Here is a 17400-nt window from a genome sequence, read left to right as displayed (position 1 = left end):
CCCCTTCGTCCGTCCGGTCCAAGAATTGGTGGTGTTTGTGTTGACGGAGTCGGATCAGCGGCTGAGCCTGGATACCGCCGCGGCGCGGAAGCTCGCCACGACGACCAAGACGCCTCCGCAGATGCAGGAGATCTCCTCCCGCTGGTTGCTGCGGATGCTTCCGTGGGTGGACACCGCCGGCACCTATCGGGTGAACCGGCGGCTCACCTACATGGTCGGCGGTGGCCGGGTGAGCTTCTCGCGCACCGGCGCCCGGGTGCGGGTGGTGCCGCCGAGCCTGACCGAGCTGCCGCCGCTCCACGGGCTCGACGACGACCGCCTGCTCGACACCCTCGCCGGGCTGTTCGAGCAGCGGGAGTACGCCCGCGGCGACACGATCGCGCGGGCCGGACGGCCGGCTGACGAGATCATCCTGGTCGCCGACGGCCGGGTCACCCGGTTCCAGCCGGGCGACTACGGCAACCGCCTGGTGCTCGGCACCCTCGGCGAGGGCGACCACGCCGGGACGGAACCGCCGGGCGAGCGGGCCGTACGGCACGACACGCTGGAGGCCGGCACCAGGTGCACGGTGCTGGCCCTGCCGTGGGAGGAGCTGCGCGCGCTGGCCGAGAGTACGCCCGCCCTGCGCGACCGGCTTGAACGCCACCGCGCCCGGCGGGCGGCCCCCCAGACCAAGCACGGCGAGGCGGCCATCGAGCTGTCGGCCGGCCACCGGGGCGAGCACACGCTGCCGGGCACGTTCGTCGACTACGACCCGGGCCCGCGCGAGTACGAGCTGAGCGTGTCGCAGACCGTGCTGCGCGTGCACACCCGGGTCGCGGACCTGTTCGGCGACCCGATGGACCAGACCGAGCAGCAGCTCAGGCTCACCGTGCAGGCGGTGCGCGAGTCGCAGGAGCGCGAGCTGGTCAACAACCGCGACTTCGGCCTGCTGCACAACGTCGACCCGAGCCAGCGCATCCGCACGCTGACCGGGCCGCCCACCCCCGACGACCTGGACGACCTGGTCAGCCGGCGCAAGAAGTCGCGGTTCTTCCTGGCCCACCCGCGGGCCATCGCGGCCTTCGGCCGGCAGTGCAGCGCGAGGGGCGTCTATCCCGACACCATCGAGATCGAGGGCGTGCCCGTGCAGTCGTGGCGGGGGGTGCCCATCCTGCCGTGCGACAAGATCCCGATCAGCCGGGCGGGCACCACCTCGATCCTGTGCATGCGCACCGGCGAGAAGGACCAGGGCGTCGTGGGCCTGTTCCAGACCGGCGTGCCCGACGAGCGGGAGCCGGGGCTCAGCGTGAAGCTCGCCGGCATCGACCCGAAGGCCGTCATGTCGTACCTGGTCAGCGCCTACTACTCGTGCGCGGTCCTGGTGCCCGACGCGCTCGGGGCGCTGGAGGACGTGGAGGTCGCGAGCTGATGGCTCAGCCGTTCGAACTGCCCGACTTCTACATGCCGTACCCGGCGCGGCTCAACCCGCACCTGGAGGAGGCCCGTACGCACGCCAAGCAGTGGGCGCGCGACATGGGCATGCTGGAGGGATCGGGCGTCTGGGAGGAGGCCGACCTCGACGGCCACGACTACTCCCTGATGTGCGCCTACACCCATCCCGACTGCGACGGCGCCGAGCTGTGCCTGATCACCGACTGGTACGTCTGGGTGTTCTTCTTCGACGACCACTTCCTCGAGGTCTTCAAGCGCTCCGGTGACATCCGGGGCGGCAAGCGGCACCTCGACCGGCTGCCCCGGTTCATGCCGATGGGCGCTGACCTGTCCATGCCGGAGCCGGCCAACCCGGTCGAGGCGGGCCTGGCCGACCTGTGGCTGCGTACGGTGCCGGGCATGTCGGCCGACTGGCGGCGGCGCTTCGCCGAGAGCACCCGCCACCTGCTCAACGAGTCGATCTGGGAGCTGTCCAACATCAACGAGGGCCGGATCGCCAACCCGGTCGAGTACATCGAGATGCGCCGCAAGGTGGGCGGCGCGCCGTGGTCGGCGGGGCTGGTCGAGCACGCGGTGGGGGCCGAGATCCCCGCGCGGCTGGCCGGCACCAGGCCGTTGCGGGTGCTGAAGGACAGCTTCTCCGACGCCGTGCACCTGCGCAACGACCTGTTCTCCTACGAGCGCGAGGTCAGGGACGAGGGCGAGCTGAGCAACGGCGTGCTGGTGCTGGAGACGTTCCTCGGGTGCACGACGCAGGAGGCCGCCGACGCCGTCAACGACCTGCTCACCTCGCGCATGCAGCAGTTCGAGCACACCGCGCTGGCCGAGCTGGGCCCGCTCTTCGTCGAGCACGCCGTCGATCCGCTGTCGGCGATGGACGTGCTCGCCTACGTCAAGGGGCTGCAGGACTGGCAGTCCGGCGGGCACGAGTGGCACCTGCGGTCGAGCCGCTACATGAACAAGGGCGCGAAGACGGCCCGGCCGCTCGGCGCGAAGTCGCTGATCGACGCCACGGGGGCCAAGCGCCTGCGCAACTTCGCCCACACCGGGCGGCAGCGCGTCGGCCCCTCGCAGATCCCCGAGCTGTACGTGCCCTTCGAGCTGCGCCTCTCCCCCCACCTCGACCGGGCCCGGCGCAACGCGGTGACCTGGTGCGCGTCCATGGGCCTGCTGGAGGCCCAGCCGGGCGTCGTGGGCTCGGCGGTCTGGGACGCCGACAAGCTGGCCGACTACGACCTGCCGTTGTGCGCGGCGGGCCTGCATCCCGACGCCACCTCCGAGGAACTGGACCTGGCCTCGTACTGGCTGTGCTGGGGCACCTACGGCGACGACTACTTCCCCGTCGTCTTCGGCCGGTCGGGCAACCTGGCGGCGGCCAAGGTCACGGTGTCCAGGCTCGCGGCGTTCATGCCGCTGGACGGCACGCCGGCGCCGCCGCCCGTGAGCGCGCTCGAACGCGGCCTGGCCGACCTGTGGGCGCGTACGGCGGGGCCGATGCCGACCGGCGCCCGCGCGCAACTGCGGCGGTCGGTCGTGACGATGTGCGAGGGCTGGCTCTGGGAGCTGGGCAACGAGGCGGCCGGGCACATCCCCGACCCGGTGGACTACCTGGAGATGCGCCGGCTCACCTTCGGCTCGGAGCTGACGATGAGCCTGTGCCGGCTGCGGCACGCGCACGCGCTGCCCGAGGCGCTGTACGAGAGCGGCCCGATGCGGGCGCTGGAGAACGCGGTCATGGACTGCGGGATGTTGATGAACGACATCTTCTCGTACCAGAAGGAGATCGAGTTCGAGGGAGAGCTGCACAACTGCCTTCTGGTGGTCCAGAACTTCTTCGACTGCGACTACCCGGCCGCGCTGGGCATCGTCAACGACCTGCTGACCTCGCGGATGAAGCAGTTCCAGCACATCGCCGCGCACGAGCTGCCGGTCCTGTGCGACGACCTCGGGCTCGACTGCGCGGCGCGGCAGGCGCTCGACGCGTTCCTGGCCGACTGCCGCCACTGGCTGACCGGCATTCTCAACTGGCACCGCGGCTGTCTGCGCTACGACGAGCCGTCCCTGCGCCGGCACCACCGGCCGCCGGCCTTCCGGCTGTCCGGCCCCCACGGGCTCGGCACGTCGGCGGCGACCCTGGTCTACAGCGGCACGTCGTACGGGCGCGGGGCGTAGAACCAGCCCATCATGCGCAGCAGACGTCGCAGGTGCGGCGTGACGTTGTGCAGCCGGATCCACCGTTCGTCCGGGGGCAGCGCGGGCATCGCCAGGACCCGCAGCCCGGACAGGTCGACGAAGGTCAGCTCGCCGGTGTCGACCACGATGTACGTGCTGCCCCCGCGCGAGTCGGACAGCGTGCTGGCGAGCGCGGGGCTGTTGGTGACGTCGACCTCCCCGGACAGTGCGACGGCCGGGGCTCCGGGAGCGACCCGCAGCGTGATGCTGAGCTGCCCGTCCTGATAGAGCAGCCGCTCTTCGAGACCGTTCACGACGTGCGCACCCCCCAACAGCTATGGACAGGGGGTTGCCGGTGGGATGACCGTCAAGTTCCTCCCGGCCGTGGTGGCCGCCCTGAGGAGGTCGCGGCTCCTTCGCCGCGCTGACGATTAACCCGAAACCAGGTTACACGAAGTATGTTTCGCTATGTAATGTTCAGGAGAAAATGACCGATTTGCAGCCCAATAATGAAGAGTTGCACCGGTCCCCGCAGACGCACGAAGCCGGCCCAGCACGCAGGGCTGGGCCGGCTTCGGACCGTCCTCGCGGCGGGGCCCGCACGCGTCCCGCCGCGGCCGATCCGGGGGCGTTCGGCAAGGTGCCGCCACGAGGGGTCGTGGCTGCCGGAACGCCTTCAGATCAGCCTGACGGGCGCGCGGACGGGCCGCCGCCGATCAGCGGTCTCAGTTGTTGTCGCCGTAGTTGCTCTGGGCGTCCAGGACGTTGAGCTCGATGTCCTGGAGGTGCAGGGCGGTGAGGACGTCGATGTACTTGACGGAGTCGTTGAGGACGTCGTTGGCCAGCGTCAGGTCGTCCAGGATGGACAGCTGGCTCAGGATGGCCTTGCCACCGTTGTAGGCGTTGGGACCGACGTCGGCCGAGGCGCTCGTGGCCGTGAACCCGAACAGCGCGCCGGCGATGGCTGCACCGGTGAGAATGCGACGCATCATTTTTACTTCCCTTTCATCGGAATCGGCGCAGCGGTGCGCGTCATCATTTATTTCCCGCCTCCCGAGTGGCAGGATTTTCGCGAATAACGATCTCGTGGGACTGCGGTGGGCCGCAAGGAAAATTTGCTAAGCCAAAGTCAAGTACCCGCACTTATTCCTTGGCCGTCGATCGGGCGAAAGTCATCCCGAAATGGCCCGAAATAATGTGACTCGTCGGGCACGGCAGGTTGTTTTATCCCCATACTCCCGGAGCAGGTAATCGGGAGAAGTCGCTTGAAACGCCGTGCCATAACGACGGCCCGGCCGGTCACGCGGGGGTGCCGAATATGCCATGAACGGACTACTGCGATTGTTGGCAACAGCATTGGCGCACATCATTGTGTGCGTTTCCCATTCGATTCCCGCGCAGGGCGCCGTGGGCTGCCAGCCGCACGGGTGCCGCGCGCAGGCTCCGGCCGTCCGGTCGGCGGCGGGCTCGATCGCGCTGCGGGCGGCGATAGAGATGATCGGCGTCCCGTACTCGTGGGGCGGCGGCGGTCCGGGCGGCCCCGGCTTCGGTATCGGCAAGGGGGCCAGGACCTGGGGATTCGACTGCTCGGGCCTCACCGAGTACGCGTGGGCGCGGGCCGGCGTGGCCATCGGGACGACGACGTACGAGCAGTGGCGGTCCGGGATCCGGATACCGCGGGAGGAGATCCAGCCCGGGGACCTGGTGTTCTACGACAGCGACGTCGACACCCCCGGTCCCGAGCACGTGGCGCTCGCGGTGGACGGGACGCAGATCGTGCACGCGCCTTTCAGCGGCGAGTCCGTACGGCTCGACGCGCTGGAACGGCCGCGCCTCCTGGGCGTCGTACGCCCGAGCCCGAGCCGTTCCGACGCCTAGGCCGAGCCCGCCGGGCCGAGTTCGCCGGGCGGGTCCGGGCACGAAGCCGGGTGCGCTTACGCGTGAGCCCCGCGGCCCAGGTCGTCCTGCAGTGATCGACCTGGGCCGCGAGGCGTTCAGAGCTCGGTGCGCACCAAGCCCGTGCCGTGGCCTCGCGAAATGCCACGGCCCGTACTTTCGGTCCACCTCAAGGCACCAGGAAGGCGACCTTGGCCGGGCGGCTCCGCGATATTCCCCACGGGTCGCCGATCGTCTTCCTGCCTACGCCACGCGAGGAGGCTCAGTTGTTGTCGCCGTACTTGTCCTGGTTGTTGAGGACGTTGGCCTCGATGTCGTTCAGGTGCAGCAGGGTGAGGATGTCGATGTACTTGATGGAGTCGTTGGCGACATCGTTCAGCGCCGTCAGGTCGTCGAGGATGCTCAGCTGGCTCAGGATGCTCTGCCCGTTGTTGTACGGGTTGGGGCCGACGTCCGCGGACGCGGCGGAGGCGGAGAAGCCGAGAGCGGTGACCGCGATAGCTGCACCGGCCAGAATGCGACGGATCATGTTTGCTTTCCTCCATGGATCGGCGCTGAATTTGTGCGCCATGGTCGTTTGTGCAGGGCTGTGAGGTGCCGCAAATAACCATCGCGGCAGGCAGCGAAAATCGCAACTCGGAATGCCCTAACGAAGGTCAAGGGGACGCCTCGATTTCTTGGCACTCGGTTTCCGCGCTCATCGACGGGGCACTGCATATATCCCGGTCGGGCTGCCCGGCGAACGGGATTCTTTTGGCCTTCCGGCGGCGATGTTGGGGCGTTCGTGCACTGCCGTTCAGGCAACGATCACCCGAAACTTGAGGAACGACCTACGGCGCCGGGCCCGAATTCGGCGAATTTGGAGACCAGGTGAGTGGTTATCCAGGTGATCGCCTCAGGGGGCTGTTCCGCTATTACCGGACGGCGGTCGAGCCAGATGTCCCGTCCCCGGCCGGACGGCAATGGGAGGCGCAGGCGCAGGTCGTCATGCCGGCGCTGCCCGTGTTCAATCCCGCTGACCTGCGAGAACGCCCCCGAACCAAAACCGCCCCCTCCCGCCGAAGGACCGGGAGGGGGCGGGACGCGATGCGGCGGGAGGAGCACCGGGCAGCGCCGAGCGGGGGCGGTTCAGGGCAGGGCGGTCGGGTGGTTCAGGGTGGAGTGGTCAGGTGGTCCAGGGCGGTGGTCAGGCGGTGGAGGGCGGTCAGGGATTCGCGGGCGGCGTCGAGGCCGAGCGCGTCCACCAGGCGGTCGGCGAAGTCGCGGTGGCCCGGGACGATCCTGGCGATCGCCGCGCGGCCCGCCTCCGTCGGCTGGAGGAGCTTGGCGCGGCGGTGGGCCGGGTTGGGCCGGTATTCGGCCAGGCCCCTCTCCACCAGCAGGTCCGCGATCCGCTGCACCCCCTGACGGGTCATCCCCATCACCCGGGCGATCCCCGCCACCGGCAGCGGCTCCTCCAGAACGGCGCCCAGCACCTGCCACCAGGCCGCCGTCATGCCCGCCGGCTTGGCCAGCTCCTCCGCCACGTGCAGGAACTGGCCGTTGAGCCGGAACGACGCCAGCGCCAGACCGGACAGCAGCTCGGCCGCCACACTCCCACCGCCGTCACCGCTCCCGCCACCGCTCCCGGCAACGTTCGCGTCGCGCCGGGAAGGGTGGTCGTCCGGGACGGGGCTGCCGCCGGGGGTCACGCGGCCATCAGCACCTCGAACGCCGAGGCGTCGCTCTTGCCGAACAGGCGGTACCAGGCGTCGAGGACGTCGGGCCGGTAGACGTCGAGCCGGCGGAAGATCTCCCGGGCGAAGGCGACGGGCTCGGTGGGGCCGGCGGTGACGAGGTCGCCGTCGAGCACGGCGTCCGTCTCCTGGTAGTGCCCGGCTCCGGCGTAACCCTGCTGGGCCCCCAGATACGGCAGCGCCGCGCTGGTGTGGCCGCGGTCGTCGAGCAGGCCCTCGCGGGCGAGGCCGGCCGTGGCGCCGCAGATGGCCGCGACCGGCACCCCCGCCTCCAGGAACTCACGCGCCTTGCGGGCGAACGGCGCCAGCTCGTCACCCGCGTCCCACAGGTCGGCCCCCGGCAGGATGAGCAGCGAGCTGCCCTCGGGCGTGAGCCGGTCGAGCGCCAGCCCGGGGGTGACCCGCAGGCCGCCCATGCTGACGACGGGCTCGCCGGTCAGGCCGACGTTGACGATCTCGTACGCCCCCGGCTCGCGCTGGAAGCGCTCGCTGCGCAGATGGGCGGTCGCGTGCCCGGTCTCCCAGTCGGCGAAGGTGTCGTAGACGGCGTGGTGAATGATTCCCTTCATGACAACATACTGTCATTTCGACAGCATGTTGTCAATGGAGAACCGTGGGAGGATAGGCGCCATGGCACAGATCGTCGGCGGAGGACGGCCGGTCAACGACGCCGAACGGCGCGTGATCTCCTACTTGCGCGACCACGCCCCCGCCGACTGGCTGCTGCTGCACAACGTCGAGGTCCCGCGCGGCGACGACGTGTTCGAGGTCGACCTGCTCGTGCTGACCGCCCACTCGCTCGTGGTCGTCGACGTCAAGGGCACCCGCGGCCGCATCGAGGTGTCCGGCACCCGCTGGTACCCGCCGCGCAGGGAGGCGTTCGGCTCTCCGGTGACCAAGCTGCGGGGCACGGCCAAGGCGCTCAAGGGCCTGCTGGTGTCGAGGGCCACCCAGCTCGAACGCGTCTACGTCGACAGCCTGGTCGTGCTCACCTCGCCCGACGCCGAGCTGGTCGACCAGGCCGGCCGCGACGCCCCCCACGTCACCGACCTGCCCGGCCTGGTGGCCACGCTGGGCGACGTCTCGCGGGTCAGGCGGGGGTGCAGCCCCGACGTGCGGCCCTACCTGACGGCGGTGCTCGACGCGCTCAACCACACCGTGCGCCGCAGCACCGCGCCGCCCAGGTTCGGCAACTGGGAGGTCGAGGAGCAGCTCGGCGGCGACGCCAAGGTCACCGAATACCGGGCGTTCAACGCCACGCTGCCGGGCAGCGAGACCGTGCTGCTGCGGGTCTACCAGGCCGACCCGCTGGCCGACCACGAGGCGCGGGCCGCCGAGCGCCAGCGCATCGCCAACGCCTACCAGTCGCTCGCCCGCATCCCGCCCCATCCGTGCGTCGTGCGCTCGCGCGACTTCTTCGCCATCGACGACGAGAGCCGGTTCGTGCTGGTGCTCGACGACGTCCACGGGGAGGCGCTGCACCTGTCGCTGGGCAAGGGCGCCAGGCTGGGCGTGATCCAGGACCTGCTGCGCGGGCTCGCGCACGCGCACGCCAACGGCGTCGTCCACCGGGCGCTCACCCCCGGGTGCGTGCTGGTCACCGACGACGGGCACGCGGTGCTGACCGGTTTCGACTACGCCAAGCCGGGGCCGCGCAACTACACGGTCGCCCACGAGCTGGGCAACGTGCTCGACGCCCATTACGTGGCGCCCGAGTGCCAGGAGCGTCCCGACCGGATGACCACCGCGTCCGACGTCTACGCGGCGGGGGCCATCGCCTACCAGCTGCTCACCGGCCAGCTCCCGACCAGCGCCGACGCCCACGGTCCCGACGTCCCCGACGTGGTGCGCCGGATGCTCGACCACGCCCCGGCCAAGCGGCCGAGCGCCGCCGAGGCGCTCGACGCGCTGCAGGGCGTGCCGTTGCAGCAGTCGCGGCTGCGGCGGCTGGTCCGCCGCCTGGTCTCCGGCCCCTGACGTCCCCCTCAGGCCGGCAGGCTGCGGCGCAGGGCGCTGGCGTGCCTGAGGTAGTCGAGGGCCAGGCCGGTGCGCCCGGCCGAGCGGTGCAGCTCGCCGAGCAGCTGGGTGGCCGACGCCTCGCCGCTGCGGTCGCCGAGCTCCTGGAAGACCTCCAGCGAGCGTTCGAGGCCGGTCGAGGCGCGGGTCAGGTCGCCGCGCGCCGCCTGGAGTCCCGCGAGGCTCTGCAGCGCGTACGCCCCGCAGTGGCGGTCGCCGAGCGACTCGAAGATCTCCAGGGCGTGCCGGTGGAACGACATCGCCTGGTGCAGCCGGCCCATCTGGAGGCACACGCAGCCCTCGCGGTGGGCGTCCCCGAGCTCCTGGGCCAGCCGCATGGCCTCGCCGAGCGACTCCGCCGCCTGGACGAGGTCGCCCGAGGTCAGGCAGGCCCGGCCGATGGCCTGCCGGGCGAACGCCTCGCCGTGCCTGTCCTCCGAGGCCACGAACATGGCCAGCGCCCGGCGCAGGTGCCCGAGCGACTGGAGGTGCCGGCCGCGGAACTGGCTCACGGCGCCGAGCCCGCAGACCGACGTCGCTTCGGCCCTGACGTCTCCTATTTCGTGAAATATCTGGCGGGAGAGGGTGAAGCCCTCGGCGGACTCCTCGTACCGGTCCTGGTAGAGGCTGACCTGGGCCAGGCCCCTGAGCATGGCGGCCTCGCCGTACCGGTCGCCGGCGGCGCGGGCGGCGGCCAGGGCGGCGGTGTGCGTACGGCGCCAGGTGCCGAGGTGGCAGTGCAGGTCGAGGTAGGGCACCATGGCGGCGGCCAGGCCCCAGGCCGACTCGGCCAGGCCAAGCTCGGCCGCCAAATCCACGGCTCCGGCCAGCGCCTCATGCTCCGACTCGAACCAGGTGATCGGGTCGGCGGTGAGCCGGTCGAGCGTGCGCGCGGGCAGCCGCCACCTGGCCGCCCTGGCGGCGGTGAGGCTGAAGACGGTGGTGGGCAGGCGCGCCATGGCGTGCTCGGTGGTGGCCGTCCAGGCCGCCAGCACCCGGGCCAGCGCGCCGCGGTCGGGGCCGCGTTCGCGGGCGTGCCTGCCGACCAGGTCGGGCACCCGGTAGCGCGGCTGGCCCACGTCGTCGGTGCCGACCGGGTCCAGCAGGTGGGCGTCCACGAGCAGGTCGGTGACGTCGTGCGCGCCGTGCCGGCCGAGGGCCGCGTCCACCACCCAGCCCGGCTGCGCCCCGGCGGCGGGCCCGAGGACGCCTAGCGTGCTCAGGGTACGGGCGGCCTCCGCCGGCAGCCTGCGGTACCCGGCGTCGAGGCAGGCCCGCACCTCCTTCAGCTCGGCCAGCCAGTCCTCCGCGAGCCGCTCGCGCAGCACCGACAGCGACCAGCCGGGCCGGCCGGCCAACCGGGCTCCGGCGGCCCTGACCGCCAGGGGCGACCCGCCGCAGAGCGTGACGACGGCCAGGGCGTCGGCCGGTTCGCGGGCCACCCGCCCGGCCCCGGCGATACCGCCGAGCAGCGCCAGCGACTCCTCCGGCGACAGCTCGCCGAGCTCGACGCGCAGCGCGCCGGGCAGCTCGGTGATCCGCCGCCTGCTGGTCACGATCACGGCGCTGTCGTTGCCGGGGAGCAGGGGGCGTACCTGGGCGGCGTCGCGGGCGTCGTCCAGCAGGACCAGCATCGGGCGTTCGGCCAGCAGCGAGCGCAGCAGCGCCGACCGCTCGCCGGGCGTCGGCGGCGCGCCGGTCACGCCGAGCGCCCGCAGCGCCTCGGCCAGCAGCTCGCCCGGCGCCCTGCCGCCCAGCTCCAGGTAGAGCTGCCCGGCGGGGAAGGCCGGGCGCAGGCGGTGGGCGGCGTGCACGGCCAGGGCCGACTTCCCCACGCCGGGCGGCCCGGAGATCACCGCGACCGAGAACGTCCCGCCCAGCGCGGCCAAGGGGGCGGCCCGGCCGATGAAGTCCGGCAGATCGGGCGGGAGCTGCCGCGGCACGGCCGGCGCCGCCCGGCCCTCGTCGGCCAGGATCAGCTCGTACGCCCCGCGCAGCTCGGCTCCCGGCTCGACGCCGAGCTCGTCCACGAGCTGGTCGCGGACGGCCGCGTACGTCCGCAGCGCCTCCGCCTTGCGGCCCCCGCGGTGCAGGGCGAGCAGCAGCCGGCCCCACAGGTCCTCCCGGTAGGGATGCTCGACCAGCAGGCCGCGCAGCTCGTCGGCGGCGCCGTCGTGGTCGCCGGCCTTCAGGCGCCGCTCGATCAGCGACTCGGCGGCCCGCAGCCGCAGCCGGTGGAGGTGCTCGATCCGGCGGTCCCAGACCGGGCTGCCCGGCAGGTCGCTCAGCGGCGCGCCGCGCCAGAGCGCGAGGGCCTCACTGTACTCGCCGCGACGCGCCAGCTCCTCGAACAGGCGCAGGTCGAGCGCGCCGTCGGCGACGTCGATCGTGTATCCGGCCCCGGCGGCGCGCAGGCCGACCGGGCCGAGCTGGGACCGCAGCGAGCTGACGTAGGTGCGCACGTTGGCCAGCGCCGAACGCGGCGGACGCCCCGGCCAGAGCACCTCGGCGAGCCGGTCGGCGCCGACCACCTGCCCCGCCTCCAGCAGCAACGTGGCCAGCAGCATGCGGGGTTTGCCGCCGGAGATCCGTAGGGGGCGGCCGGCGGAGCGGATCTCCAGCGGGCCGAGGACGTGGAAGGTGACCGTCATGACAGCATCAGCCCCTTTACGGGAGACCTGACAGCTCTTTGTATCGGTTCTGGATGATTCTTGTGCGGCCAATGCGGACTCTGGTGTCACAGATCCCACTGGAAAGGATCACCCCATGAAGCTCAGCCGATCAATGGTCGCTGGCCTCGCATTGTTACTCGGCCTCGGTACGACGACCCCCGCCTTCGCCGACCCGGAACCGGAGTCCGCGCAGGCGCAGCTCCTCGCGACGAACTTCCAGATGCCGTTCCCCTGCGGCCAGACCTGGACCGGCAACTCCAGCGCGAGCAGCGCCCACCAGTCGTGGGAGATCGACTTCAACAGGGGCAGCACCGCCGACGCCGACCTCGGCGACCCGGTTGTGGCCGCCGCCTCGGGAACGGTGGTGATCTCGGCGCACCAGGGCTCGACCAACGGCTACGGCAACCTCGTCAAGATCGACCACGGCGGCGGCTGGTCCACCTACTACGCCCACCTGAACACCCGGCTGGTCAGCGCCGGCCAGTCGGTCTCGCAGGGCCAGCAGATCGGCACGGTCGGCAACACCAGCAAGCCGGGCAACAACATCAGCCCCCACCTGCACTACGAGGTGCGCCTGGGCACCAGCTACCCGTCGAACATCCAGAAGGCCGTCTTCAACGGCGTCACCTTCGGCTACCCGGTGCAGACGCTGAGCTCGAAGAACTGCGGCGGGTCCAGCAACCCGTACACGCCGCAGGAGGCGTGCGGCGCCGGCTACGACGTGATCGACTCGGCCGGGCTCGGCACCGACGGGACCGTCTACCTGCTCTACAACAACTCCAACGGCAACAACTGCGTGGTCACCATGAAGGCGAAGTCGCTCGGCACGGCGACCGCGACGACCGCCTACCTGGAGGTGCAGGGCAGTACGAGAAAGACGGACTCCGGCAATTACGGCTACTACGCCGGGCCGGTCTACGCCGCCGCCGCGAACACGTGCGTCAAGTGGGGCGGCAAGGCCGGCGCCTCGGCCTACGACAGCCCGTTCGAGCACTGCGGCTGAGGCGGCTCAGGCAGGCGTGATCGTGTCGAGGACGTCGATCACGTACAGCATGGGCCTGTCCCCCGGGGACCCCACGGCCAGCCGGCTGCCGACCTGGCTGCCGACCAGCGCCTCCAGCCAGGCGGGCGGCACCGAGCCGGGCCTGAGCGTGAAGGCGCTGGGACCGCCCTTCCGGTAGGACGAGTCCACCACCGAACGGGACGGCCAGGACGCGGCCACGTACTGGATGACCACCTTGGAACCCGCCGTGACGTCCCGTCCCGAACCGTCGATGAGGGTCCGGGGCGGGGAATCCGGCCGCAGGTCGGACGGGATCGCCGGCAGGGCCCGCCCGACGAGCCGCGCGTCGGGCGGGTAGCCGCCGAGGATGTCGAAGACCACCACCAGCGTGTCGGCCGGCGAGACGCCGGTCAGCGGCACGTTCGGGCCGAGGGCCTCGGAGGCCGGGCTGACCAGCATCACCCGGCTGCCGGCCGGCCTGCCGATGAGCGAGGCCCGCCAGGTCTCGGAGACCTGCCTGCCGTCGAAGACGACCGTGGTGGGCTGGTTGCCGTCGTAGGTGCTGAGATACGGCTTGTTTCCCGACCATCGCCGGATGTCCACGTCGGCGAGCACGACGTCCCCCGGGACCGTACGCCGGCCGTTGCCCATGGAGAGCACCGTGATCCGCGGCGTGCGCCCCGGCTTCCCCCGAGGTATGGCGACGACGGGCTTGCTGCCGAACGCACCCGTCACGACGGGCTGCGAGCCGTCCTCGGCGACGCCACACGAGGTGGCCAGCATGAGTACGGCAGGCCAGAGCAGGCGCACGATTTCCCCCAAGATGCCAGATCCGAAGGGGTTACTTGCCGCAATAGCCAAAAGGAAAGCTGCGGGTCTCGCCATCTCACGACAAAGGGCGCGGGAGACTGGACCGCGTGAGCAAGCCCAACCTGGCCCGCAGGGTCGCAGAAGCAGCCGAGATCGCGTTGACCAACCGCCACTACGTGACGTTCATCGACGTCGTGACGGGTTTGCGCTGGCTGCGGTCCCGGCACGTGGACCTCTGGCGGCAGGGCCGCGCCGGCACGCTGGCCGAGCTGGCCGCGGTCGACGAGGAGCGGCTGCTCGTCACGGCCGGGCTGCTGCGGGAATGGGCGCTGGCCAAGGGGCTCAGGCCGGTCGAGACGCCGTACGTGGCCGGCACCCGCGACCGGCGCGACCTGCGCTTCACCTCCGGCCACGGGCAGGACGCCTTCCGCGTCCACTGGCTCTCGCCCGATCTGAGCGAGGCCCGGGTGCGGCGGCTCACCGAGCGGCAGAGCAAGGCCCCCGACCTGGTGGCCGTGGCCTCCGAGGACCCGTGGACGTGCGCGTCCTGCGGCGACACCGGGCCGTACCTGATCATGGAGGACGACCGGCCCCACTGCCTGAGCTGCGCCGACCTGGACCACCTGGTGTTCCTGCCGGCGGGGAACGCGGCGCTCAGCCGGCGGGCCAAGCAGGAGAGCGGGCTGTCGGCGGTGGTCGTCCGGTACAACCGGCGGCGCAAGGTCTACCAGCGCCAGGGTGTCCTGGTCGAGGAGGCCGCGCTGGCCGCGGCCGAGGAGCGTTGCCTGGCCGACGAGGAGGCGCGGCTGCGCCGCCGCGAGCGCGACCAGGTGCGCAGGGCCGAGCAGGACGTCGCCTTCCAGGCGGCGATGGCGGCCGAGATCGCCCGGCTGTTCCCGGGCTGCCCGGCCGATCGGGCCCGCGAGATCGCCGAGCACGCCGGCCGGCGCGGCAGCGGCCGGGTGGGCAGGACGGCGGCGGCCAGGGCGCTCGACGAGAACGCCATCACGCTGGCGGTGATCGCGTCGGTCCGGCATCTCGACACCGACTACGACCGCCTGCTCATGTCCGGCGTCCCCCGGATGGAGGCCCGGGACCGGATCAGGGACGCCATCGAGGCCCGGCTCACGGAGTTCCGGCGACCGCCTCGATGACCGCGCGGGCCCGCCTTCGGTACCGTCCATCACATGGACGATTGGCACACCGTACGTGCGGAACTGCGGGCCTTCGCGCTGGGGCTGCCCGAGACCCACGAGGACCATCCGTGGGGCGAGACGGTCATCAAGGTCAACAAGAAGGTCTTCCTGTTCCTCGGCCTGGACGAGCAGACGGAGAAGTGGGCCCCGACGTTCGGCGTGAAGCTGCTGTCGGAGGCGCACGGCCACGCGCTGACCGTCGAGGGCGCGACCCCCAGCGGGTACGGCCTGGGCAAGGCCGGCTGGGTGACCGTGCCGTTCCTGTCGGCGTTGCCCGAGACCGACGTGCTGCTCGACTGGGTCGAGGAGAGCTACCGGACCATCGCCCCGAAGCGGGCGGTCAAGCTACTGGACGGCGAGCCGTAGCGCGAAGGCGACCAGCAGCACGCCGGTCACCCGCTCGACCCTGGCCCGCACCCGCGGTCTGCGCAGCAGCGCGCTCACCCGGTCGATGATCACGTTGTAGAGGCTGAACCAGAGCACGTAGAGCACGGCGATGATCCCCGACAGCAGCAGGGCCCGTCCCAGGGTGTCGCCGTGGCCGGGCAGGAACTGCGGCAGCCAGGTCACGAAAAGCAGCAGCACCTTGGGGTTGAGCAGGTTCGACAGCAGCCCCCTGCGCACGTGCACGAGCGGCGAGCCGGTCGGGGGCGCGGCGGCCTCCACGACCTTGGCCCGGTTCCGGCTCGACAGCAGGGCGTGCACCCCGAGCCAGAGCAGGTAGCAGATGCCGAGGGCGCGCACCACGGTGAAGGCGGTGGGCGAGGCGACCAGCAGCGCCGACAGGCCGACCGCGGCGGCGGCGGCGTGCACGGACAGGCCCAGCAGGCCGCCGAGCATGGTCAGCAGGCCGGCCACGCGGCCGTGGGCGAGGGGAGTTGCGCATGATCAGCGCGGCGTCGGGGCCGGGGATCATGATCATGATGAGCGTCGTGACCGCGAAGGTCAGCAGCATGGCGGGGGTCTCCCGGAGCTGGGGGCGCGCTCCCGCCCGACCCGCCGGATGTGCGGAGGTCGCACGGTCACGCGGGCGAACATCGTCAGCGCCTTGTGGGCACCGGCCATGATATCGGGATCAGTTTGCTGAAACACGCCAGGGAAGGCGATAAGGGACCTCTGTGACGAAAGCCACCTTGAGGTCCCTGGCCTGTTCGGCGAAGGCCACGCTGGGGCCCTATTCGGCGAAGGCCGCCAGCGCGATGCCGAGGCCGCGTTCGTTCTGGCCCTGGGCCTTGGCGTCGGTGGAGTTGAGCGAGTAGACCACGACGCGGCTCAGGTCCTGGGTGGCGCCGATGCCGGTGGAGCTGCCGTAGCGGGCGCCGGTCTTGCCGTACGCGACGATGCCGCCGGGCAGCCTCAGCTCGGTCAGGCCCGAGGTGTAGTGGGCCGGCTCGTCGTCGGTGCCGAACATGGTCACCTTCGGCACGGTGAACATCAGCCTCAACTGCTCGGCGGGCACGAGTTCGCCGCCGAACAGCGCCTTGGTGAACTTCTCCAGGTCGGCGGTGGTGGCGATGAGGTCGCCCGAGGCCCAGGTGGAGGTGACCTCCATCTCGGTGACGTCCACGACGTACGCGGACCCGTAGGGGAAGGAGTCGGGGAAGCCCTTGGGGACGACCTGGTAGCCCCGGTTGTGCCGGCCGTGGATCTTGACGGACCGGCCGGGGAAGTAGCTCTGGTTCATGCCGAGCGGGCGCAGGATCCGGGCGCCGACCTCCCGCTCGTACGACCTGCCGGTGACCTTCTCGATCACCAGGCCCTCGACGAAGGTGTTGACGTTGAGGTAGTGCTGCTTGGTCCCCGGGGTGAACTCGATCGGGTTGAGCACGGCCTGGCGGACGTACTCCCGCGGGGTGATCGTCTTGAAGCGGTCGGCGTAGACCCGCTCGAAGCCGCCCTCCGACTTCGGCGCGGGCAGGCCGCTGGTGTGGTTGAGCACGTGAGCCAGCTTGACCGGCGGGTAGTCGGCGGGCAGCAGCCCAGGCAGGTAGTCCTGGACCGTGCGGTCGAGGGAGACCTCGCCCTCGGCCACCAGCTGGAGCACGACCGCCGTGGTCAGCACCTTGGTCACGCTGCCCGCCCGGAACCTGGCCCCCTCCCTGGCCGGGTGCTTCCCGCGCAGATCGGTCACACCCGAGACGCCGCGCCAGGAGCCGGCCGAGCCGCTGATCCTGACCTCGGCCGCGGTGGCGTCGGCCGCGGGCAGCCCGGCGATGCTCCTGCGCAGCGCGGTCTCATTGATCGGCGGCACCTGGACGGCGGCGGCGCTGTGGGAGCCCACCTGCGCATGGGCGGGGGCGCTGACGGTCAGGGCGGACAGGGCGGACAGGGCGAGGACGGCGGCGGCGAGACGGGTGCGCTTCATGGGGATCTCTCCAGGTCACATCGGCTTTCGATGGGACAATCCTGGCCAGAGACCCCCCGGCGGCGGATCGCCGACGACGGCGATCTTCCGGCTCGCTCTC

At 71.4% G+C, this 17400-nt stretch carries 16 protein-coding genes; 7 read left to right on the top strand and 9 right to left on the bottom strand.

Going from position 1 to position 17400, the window contains the following annotated elements; all coding sequences use genetic code 11:
• The first annotated feature begins 40 nt into the window (after positions 1-40).
• Positions 41-1411: a family 2B encapsulin nanocompartment shell protein gene (locus ACNF49_RS06220; protein WP_482943056.1), complete on the top strand. Its 1371-nt coding sequence runs from the start codon at positions 41-43 to the stop codon at positions 1409-1411.
• Positions 1411-3606: a terpene synthase family protein gene (locus ACNF49_RS06215; RefSeq protein WP_482943055.1), complete on the top strand. Its 2196-nt coding sequence runs from the start codon at positions 1411-1413 to the stop codon at positions 3604-3606. The genes ACNF49_RS06220 and ACNF49_RS06215 overlap by 1 nt, the downstream gene beginning before the upstream one ends.
• Here ACNF49_RS06215 and ACNF49_RS06210 read toward each other — a convergent pair.
• Both ACNF49_RS06210 and ACNF49_RS06205 read right to left on the bottom strand, forming a co-directional pair.
• On the bottom strand, positions 3573-3920 hold the full coding sequence (locus ACNF49_RS06210; protein WP_357975197.1) for an STAS domain-containing protein: 348 nt from the start codon (positions 3918-3920) through the stop codon (positions 3573-3575). The genes ACNF49_RS06215 and ACNF49_RS06210 overlap by 34 nt on opposite strands.
• 411 nt (positions 3921-4331) lie before the next feature.
• Positions 4332-4598 carry a hypothetical protein gene (locus ACNF49_RS06205; RefSeq protein WP_352322994.1) on the bottom strand — a complete coding sequence of 89 codons (267 nt, stop codon included), beginning with the start codon at positions 4596-4598 and terminating at the stop codon, positions 4332-4334.
• 415 nt (positions 4599-5013) lie between these two features.
• Between ACNF49_RS06205 and ACNF49_RS06200 the strand changes: the two genes are divergently transcribed.
• A complete protein-coding gene (locus ACNF49_RS06200; protein WP_482943054.1) occupies positions 5014-5484 on the top strand; it encodes a C40 family peptidase in 471 nt (156 codons plus the stop codon).
• A 280-nt stretch (positions 5485-5764) separates the two neighbouring features.
• Here the strand turns inward: ACNF49_RS06200 and ACNF49_RS06195 are convergent, their stop codons facing one another.
• From ACNF49_RS06195 to ACNF49_RS06185, 3 genes are all read right to left on the bottom strand, one after another.
• Complete coding sequence (locus ACNF49_RS06195; RefSeq protein WP_352322992.1) at positions 5765-6031, bottom strand: hypothetical protein; 267 nt, start codon at positions 6029-6031, stop codon at positions 5765-5767.
• 622 nt (positions 6032-6653) lie between these two features.
• Positions 6654-7094, bottom strand: a complete 441-nt coding sequence (locus tag ACNF49_RS06190; protein ID WP_357975454.1) for a MarR family winged helix-turn-helix transcriptional regulator — start codon at positions 7092-7094, stop codon at positions 6654-6656.
• Between the two features lie 95 nt (positions 7095-7189).
• Positions 7190-7807 (bottom strand): type 1 glutamine amidotransferase family protein, encoded by a 618-nt coding sequence (locus ACNF49_RS06185; protein ID WP_357975204.1) that lies wholly within the window; start codon positions 7805-7807, stop codon positions 7190-7192.
• 61 nt (positions 7808-7868) lie between these two features.
• Here ACNF49_RS06185 and mads6 point away from each other — a divergent pair, with 61 nt between their 5' ends.
• The gene (mads6, locus tag ACNF49_RS06180) at positions 7869-9215 is read left to right on the top strand and encodes a methylation-associated defense system protein kinase MAD6 (RefSeq protein ID WP_357975207.1); all 1347 of its coding nucleotides are present in this window, start codon (positions 7869-7871) and stop codon (positions 9213-9215) included.
• Positions 9216-9223: 8 nt separating this feature from the next.
• On the opposite strand, the gene ACNF49_RS06175 is transcribed toward mads6, so the two are convergent.
• The gene (locus ACNF49_RS06175; protein ID WP_482943053.1) at positions 9224-11905 is read right to left on the bottom strand and encodes an AfsR/SARP family transcriptional regulator; all 2682 of its coding nucleotides are present in this window, start codon (positions 11903-11905) and stop codon (positions 9224-9226) included.
• Between the two features lie 115 nt (positions 11906-12020).
• Between ACNF49_RS06175 and ACNF49_RS06170 the strand changes: the two genes are divergently transcribed.
• Positions 12021-12929, top strand: a complete 909-nt coding sequence (locus tag ACNF49_RS06170) for a M23 family metallopeptidase (RefSeq protein WP_357975212.1) — start codon at positions 12021-12023, stop codon at positions 12927-12929.
• A gap of 6 nt (positions 12930-12935) precedes the next feature.
• Here ACNF49_RS06170 and ACNF49_RS06165 read toward each other — a convergent pair whose 3' ends face one another.
• Positions 12936-13739 (bottom strand): FKBP-type peptidyl-prolyl cis-trans isomerase, encoded by an 804-nt coding sequence (locus ACNF49_RS06165; RefSeq protein ID WP_357975215.1) that lies wholly within the window; start codon positions 13737-13739, stop codon positions 12936-12938.
• A gap of 107 nt (positions 13740-13846) precedes the next feature.
• On the opposite strand from ACNF49_RS06165, the gene ACNF49_RS06160 reads away from it, so the two are divergent.
• Together ACNF49_RS06160 and ACNF49_RS06155 are read left to right on the top strand one after the other, a co-directional pair.
• Positions 13847-14893, top strand: a complete 1047-nt coding sequence (locus tag ACNF49_RS06160; protein WP_357975218.1) for a DUF2293 domain-containing protein — start codon at positions 13847-13849, stop codon at positions 14891-14893.
• 33 nt (positions 14894-14926) lie between these two features.
• The gene (locus ACNF49_RS06155; protein WP_482943052.1) at positions 14927-15301 is read left to right on the top strand and encodes an MmcQ/YjbR family DNA-binding protein; all 375 of its coding nucleotides are present in this window, start codon (positions 14927-14929) and stop codon (positions 15299-15301) included.
• On the opposite strand, the gene ACNF49_RS06150 is transcribed toward ACNF49_RS06155, so the two are convergent.
• Both ACNF49_RS06150 and ACNF49_RS06145 read right to left on the bottom strand, forming a co-directional pair.
• The gene (locus tag ACNF49_RS06150; protein WP_482943051.1) at positions 15281-15793 is read right to left on the bottom strand and encodes a LysE family translocator; all 513 of its coding nucleotides are present in this window, start codon (positions 15791-15793) and stop codon (positions 15281-15283) included. The two genes, ACNF49_RS06155 and ACNF49_RS06150, sit on opposite strands and share 21 nt — an antisense overlap.
• A gap of 316 nt (positions 15794-16109) precedes the next feature.
• Positions 16110-17300 carry a serine hydrolase domain-containing protein gene (locus ACNF49_RS06145; RefSeq protein ID WP_482943050.1) on the bottom strand — a complete coding sequence of 397 codons (1191 nt, stop codon included), beginning with the start codon at positions 17298-17300 and terminating at the stop codon, positions 16110-16112.
• Between the last annotated feature and the right edge of the window lie 100 nt (positions 17301-17400).

The sequence above is a fragment of the Actinomadura sp. ATCC 39365 genome (assembly GCF_054392275.1).
Note: the sequence above shows the minus strand (reverse complement) of the source record. Positions and strands in the feature narration are given on the sequence as shown.

Bases quoted from the DNA above. Each gene is read 5' to 3' on its own strand.
- ACNF49_RS06215 (WP_482943055.1), top strand. From the start codon at position 1,411: ATGGCTCAGCCGTTCGAACTGCCCGACTTCTACATGCCGTACCCGGCG.
- ACNF49_RS06205 (WP_352322994.1), bottom strand. From the start codon at position 4,598: ATGATGCGTCGCATTCTCACCGGTGCAGCCATCGCCGGCGCGCTGTTC.
- ACNF49_RS06195 (WP_352322992.1), bottom strand. From the start codon at position 6,031: ATGATCCGTCGCATTCTGGCCGGTGCAGCTATCGCGGTCACCGCTCTC.
- ACNF49_RS06185 (WP_357975204.1), bottom strand. From the start codon at position 7,807: ATGAAGGGAATCATTCACCACGCCGTCTACGACACCTTCGCCGACTGG.
- mads6 (WP_357975207.1), top strand. From the start codon at position 7,869: ATGGCACAGATCGTCGGCGGAGGACGGCCGGTCAACGACGCCGAACGG.
- ACNF49_RS06175 (WP_482943053.1), bottom strand. From the start codon at position 11,905: ATGACGGTCACCTTCCACGTCCTCGGCCCGCTGGAGATCCGCTCCGCC.
- ACNF49_RS06170 (WP_357975212.1), top strand. From the start codon at position 12,021: ATGAAGCTCAGCCGATCAATGGTCGCTGGCCTCGCATTGTTACTCGGC.
- ACNF49_RS06155 (WP_482943052.1), top strand. From the start codon at position 14,927: ATGGACGATTGGCACACCGTACGTGCGGAACTGCGGGCCTTCGCGCTG.
- ACNF49_RS06145 (WP_482943050.1), bottom strand. From the start codon at position 17,300: ATGAAGCGCACCCGTCTCGCCGCCGCCGTCCTCGCCCTGTCCGCCCTG.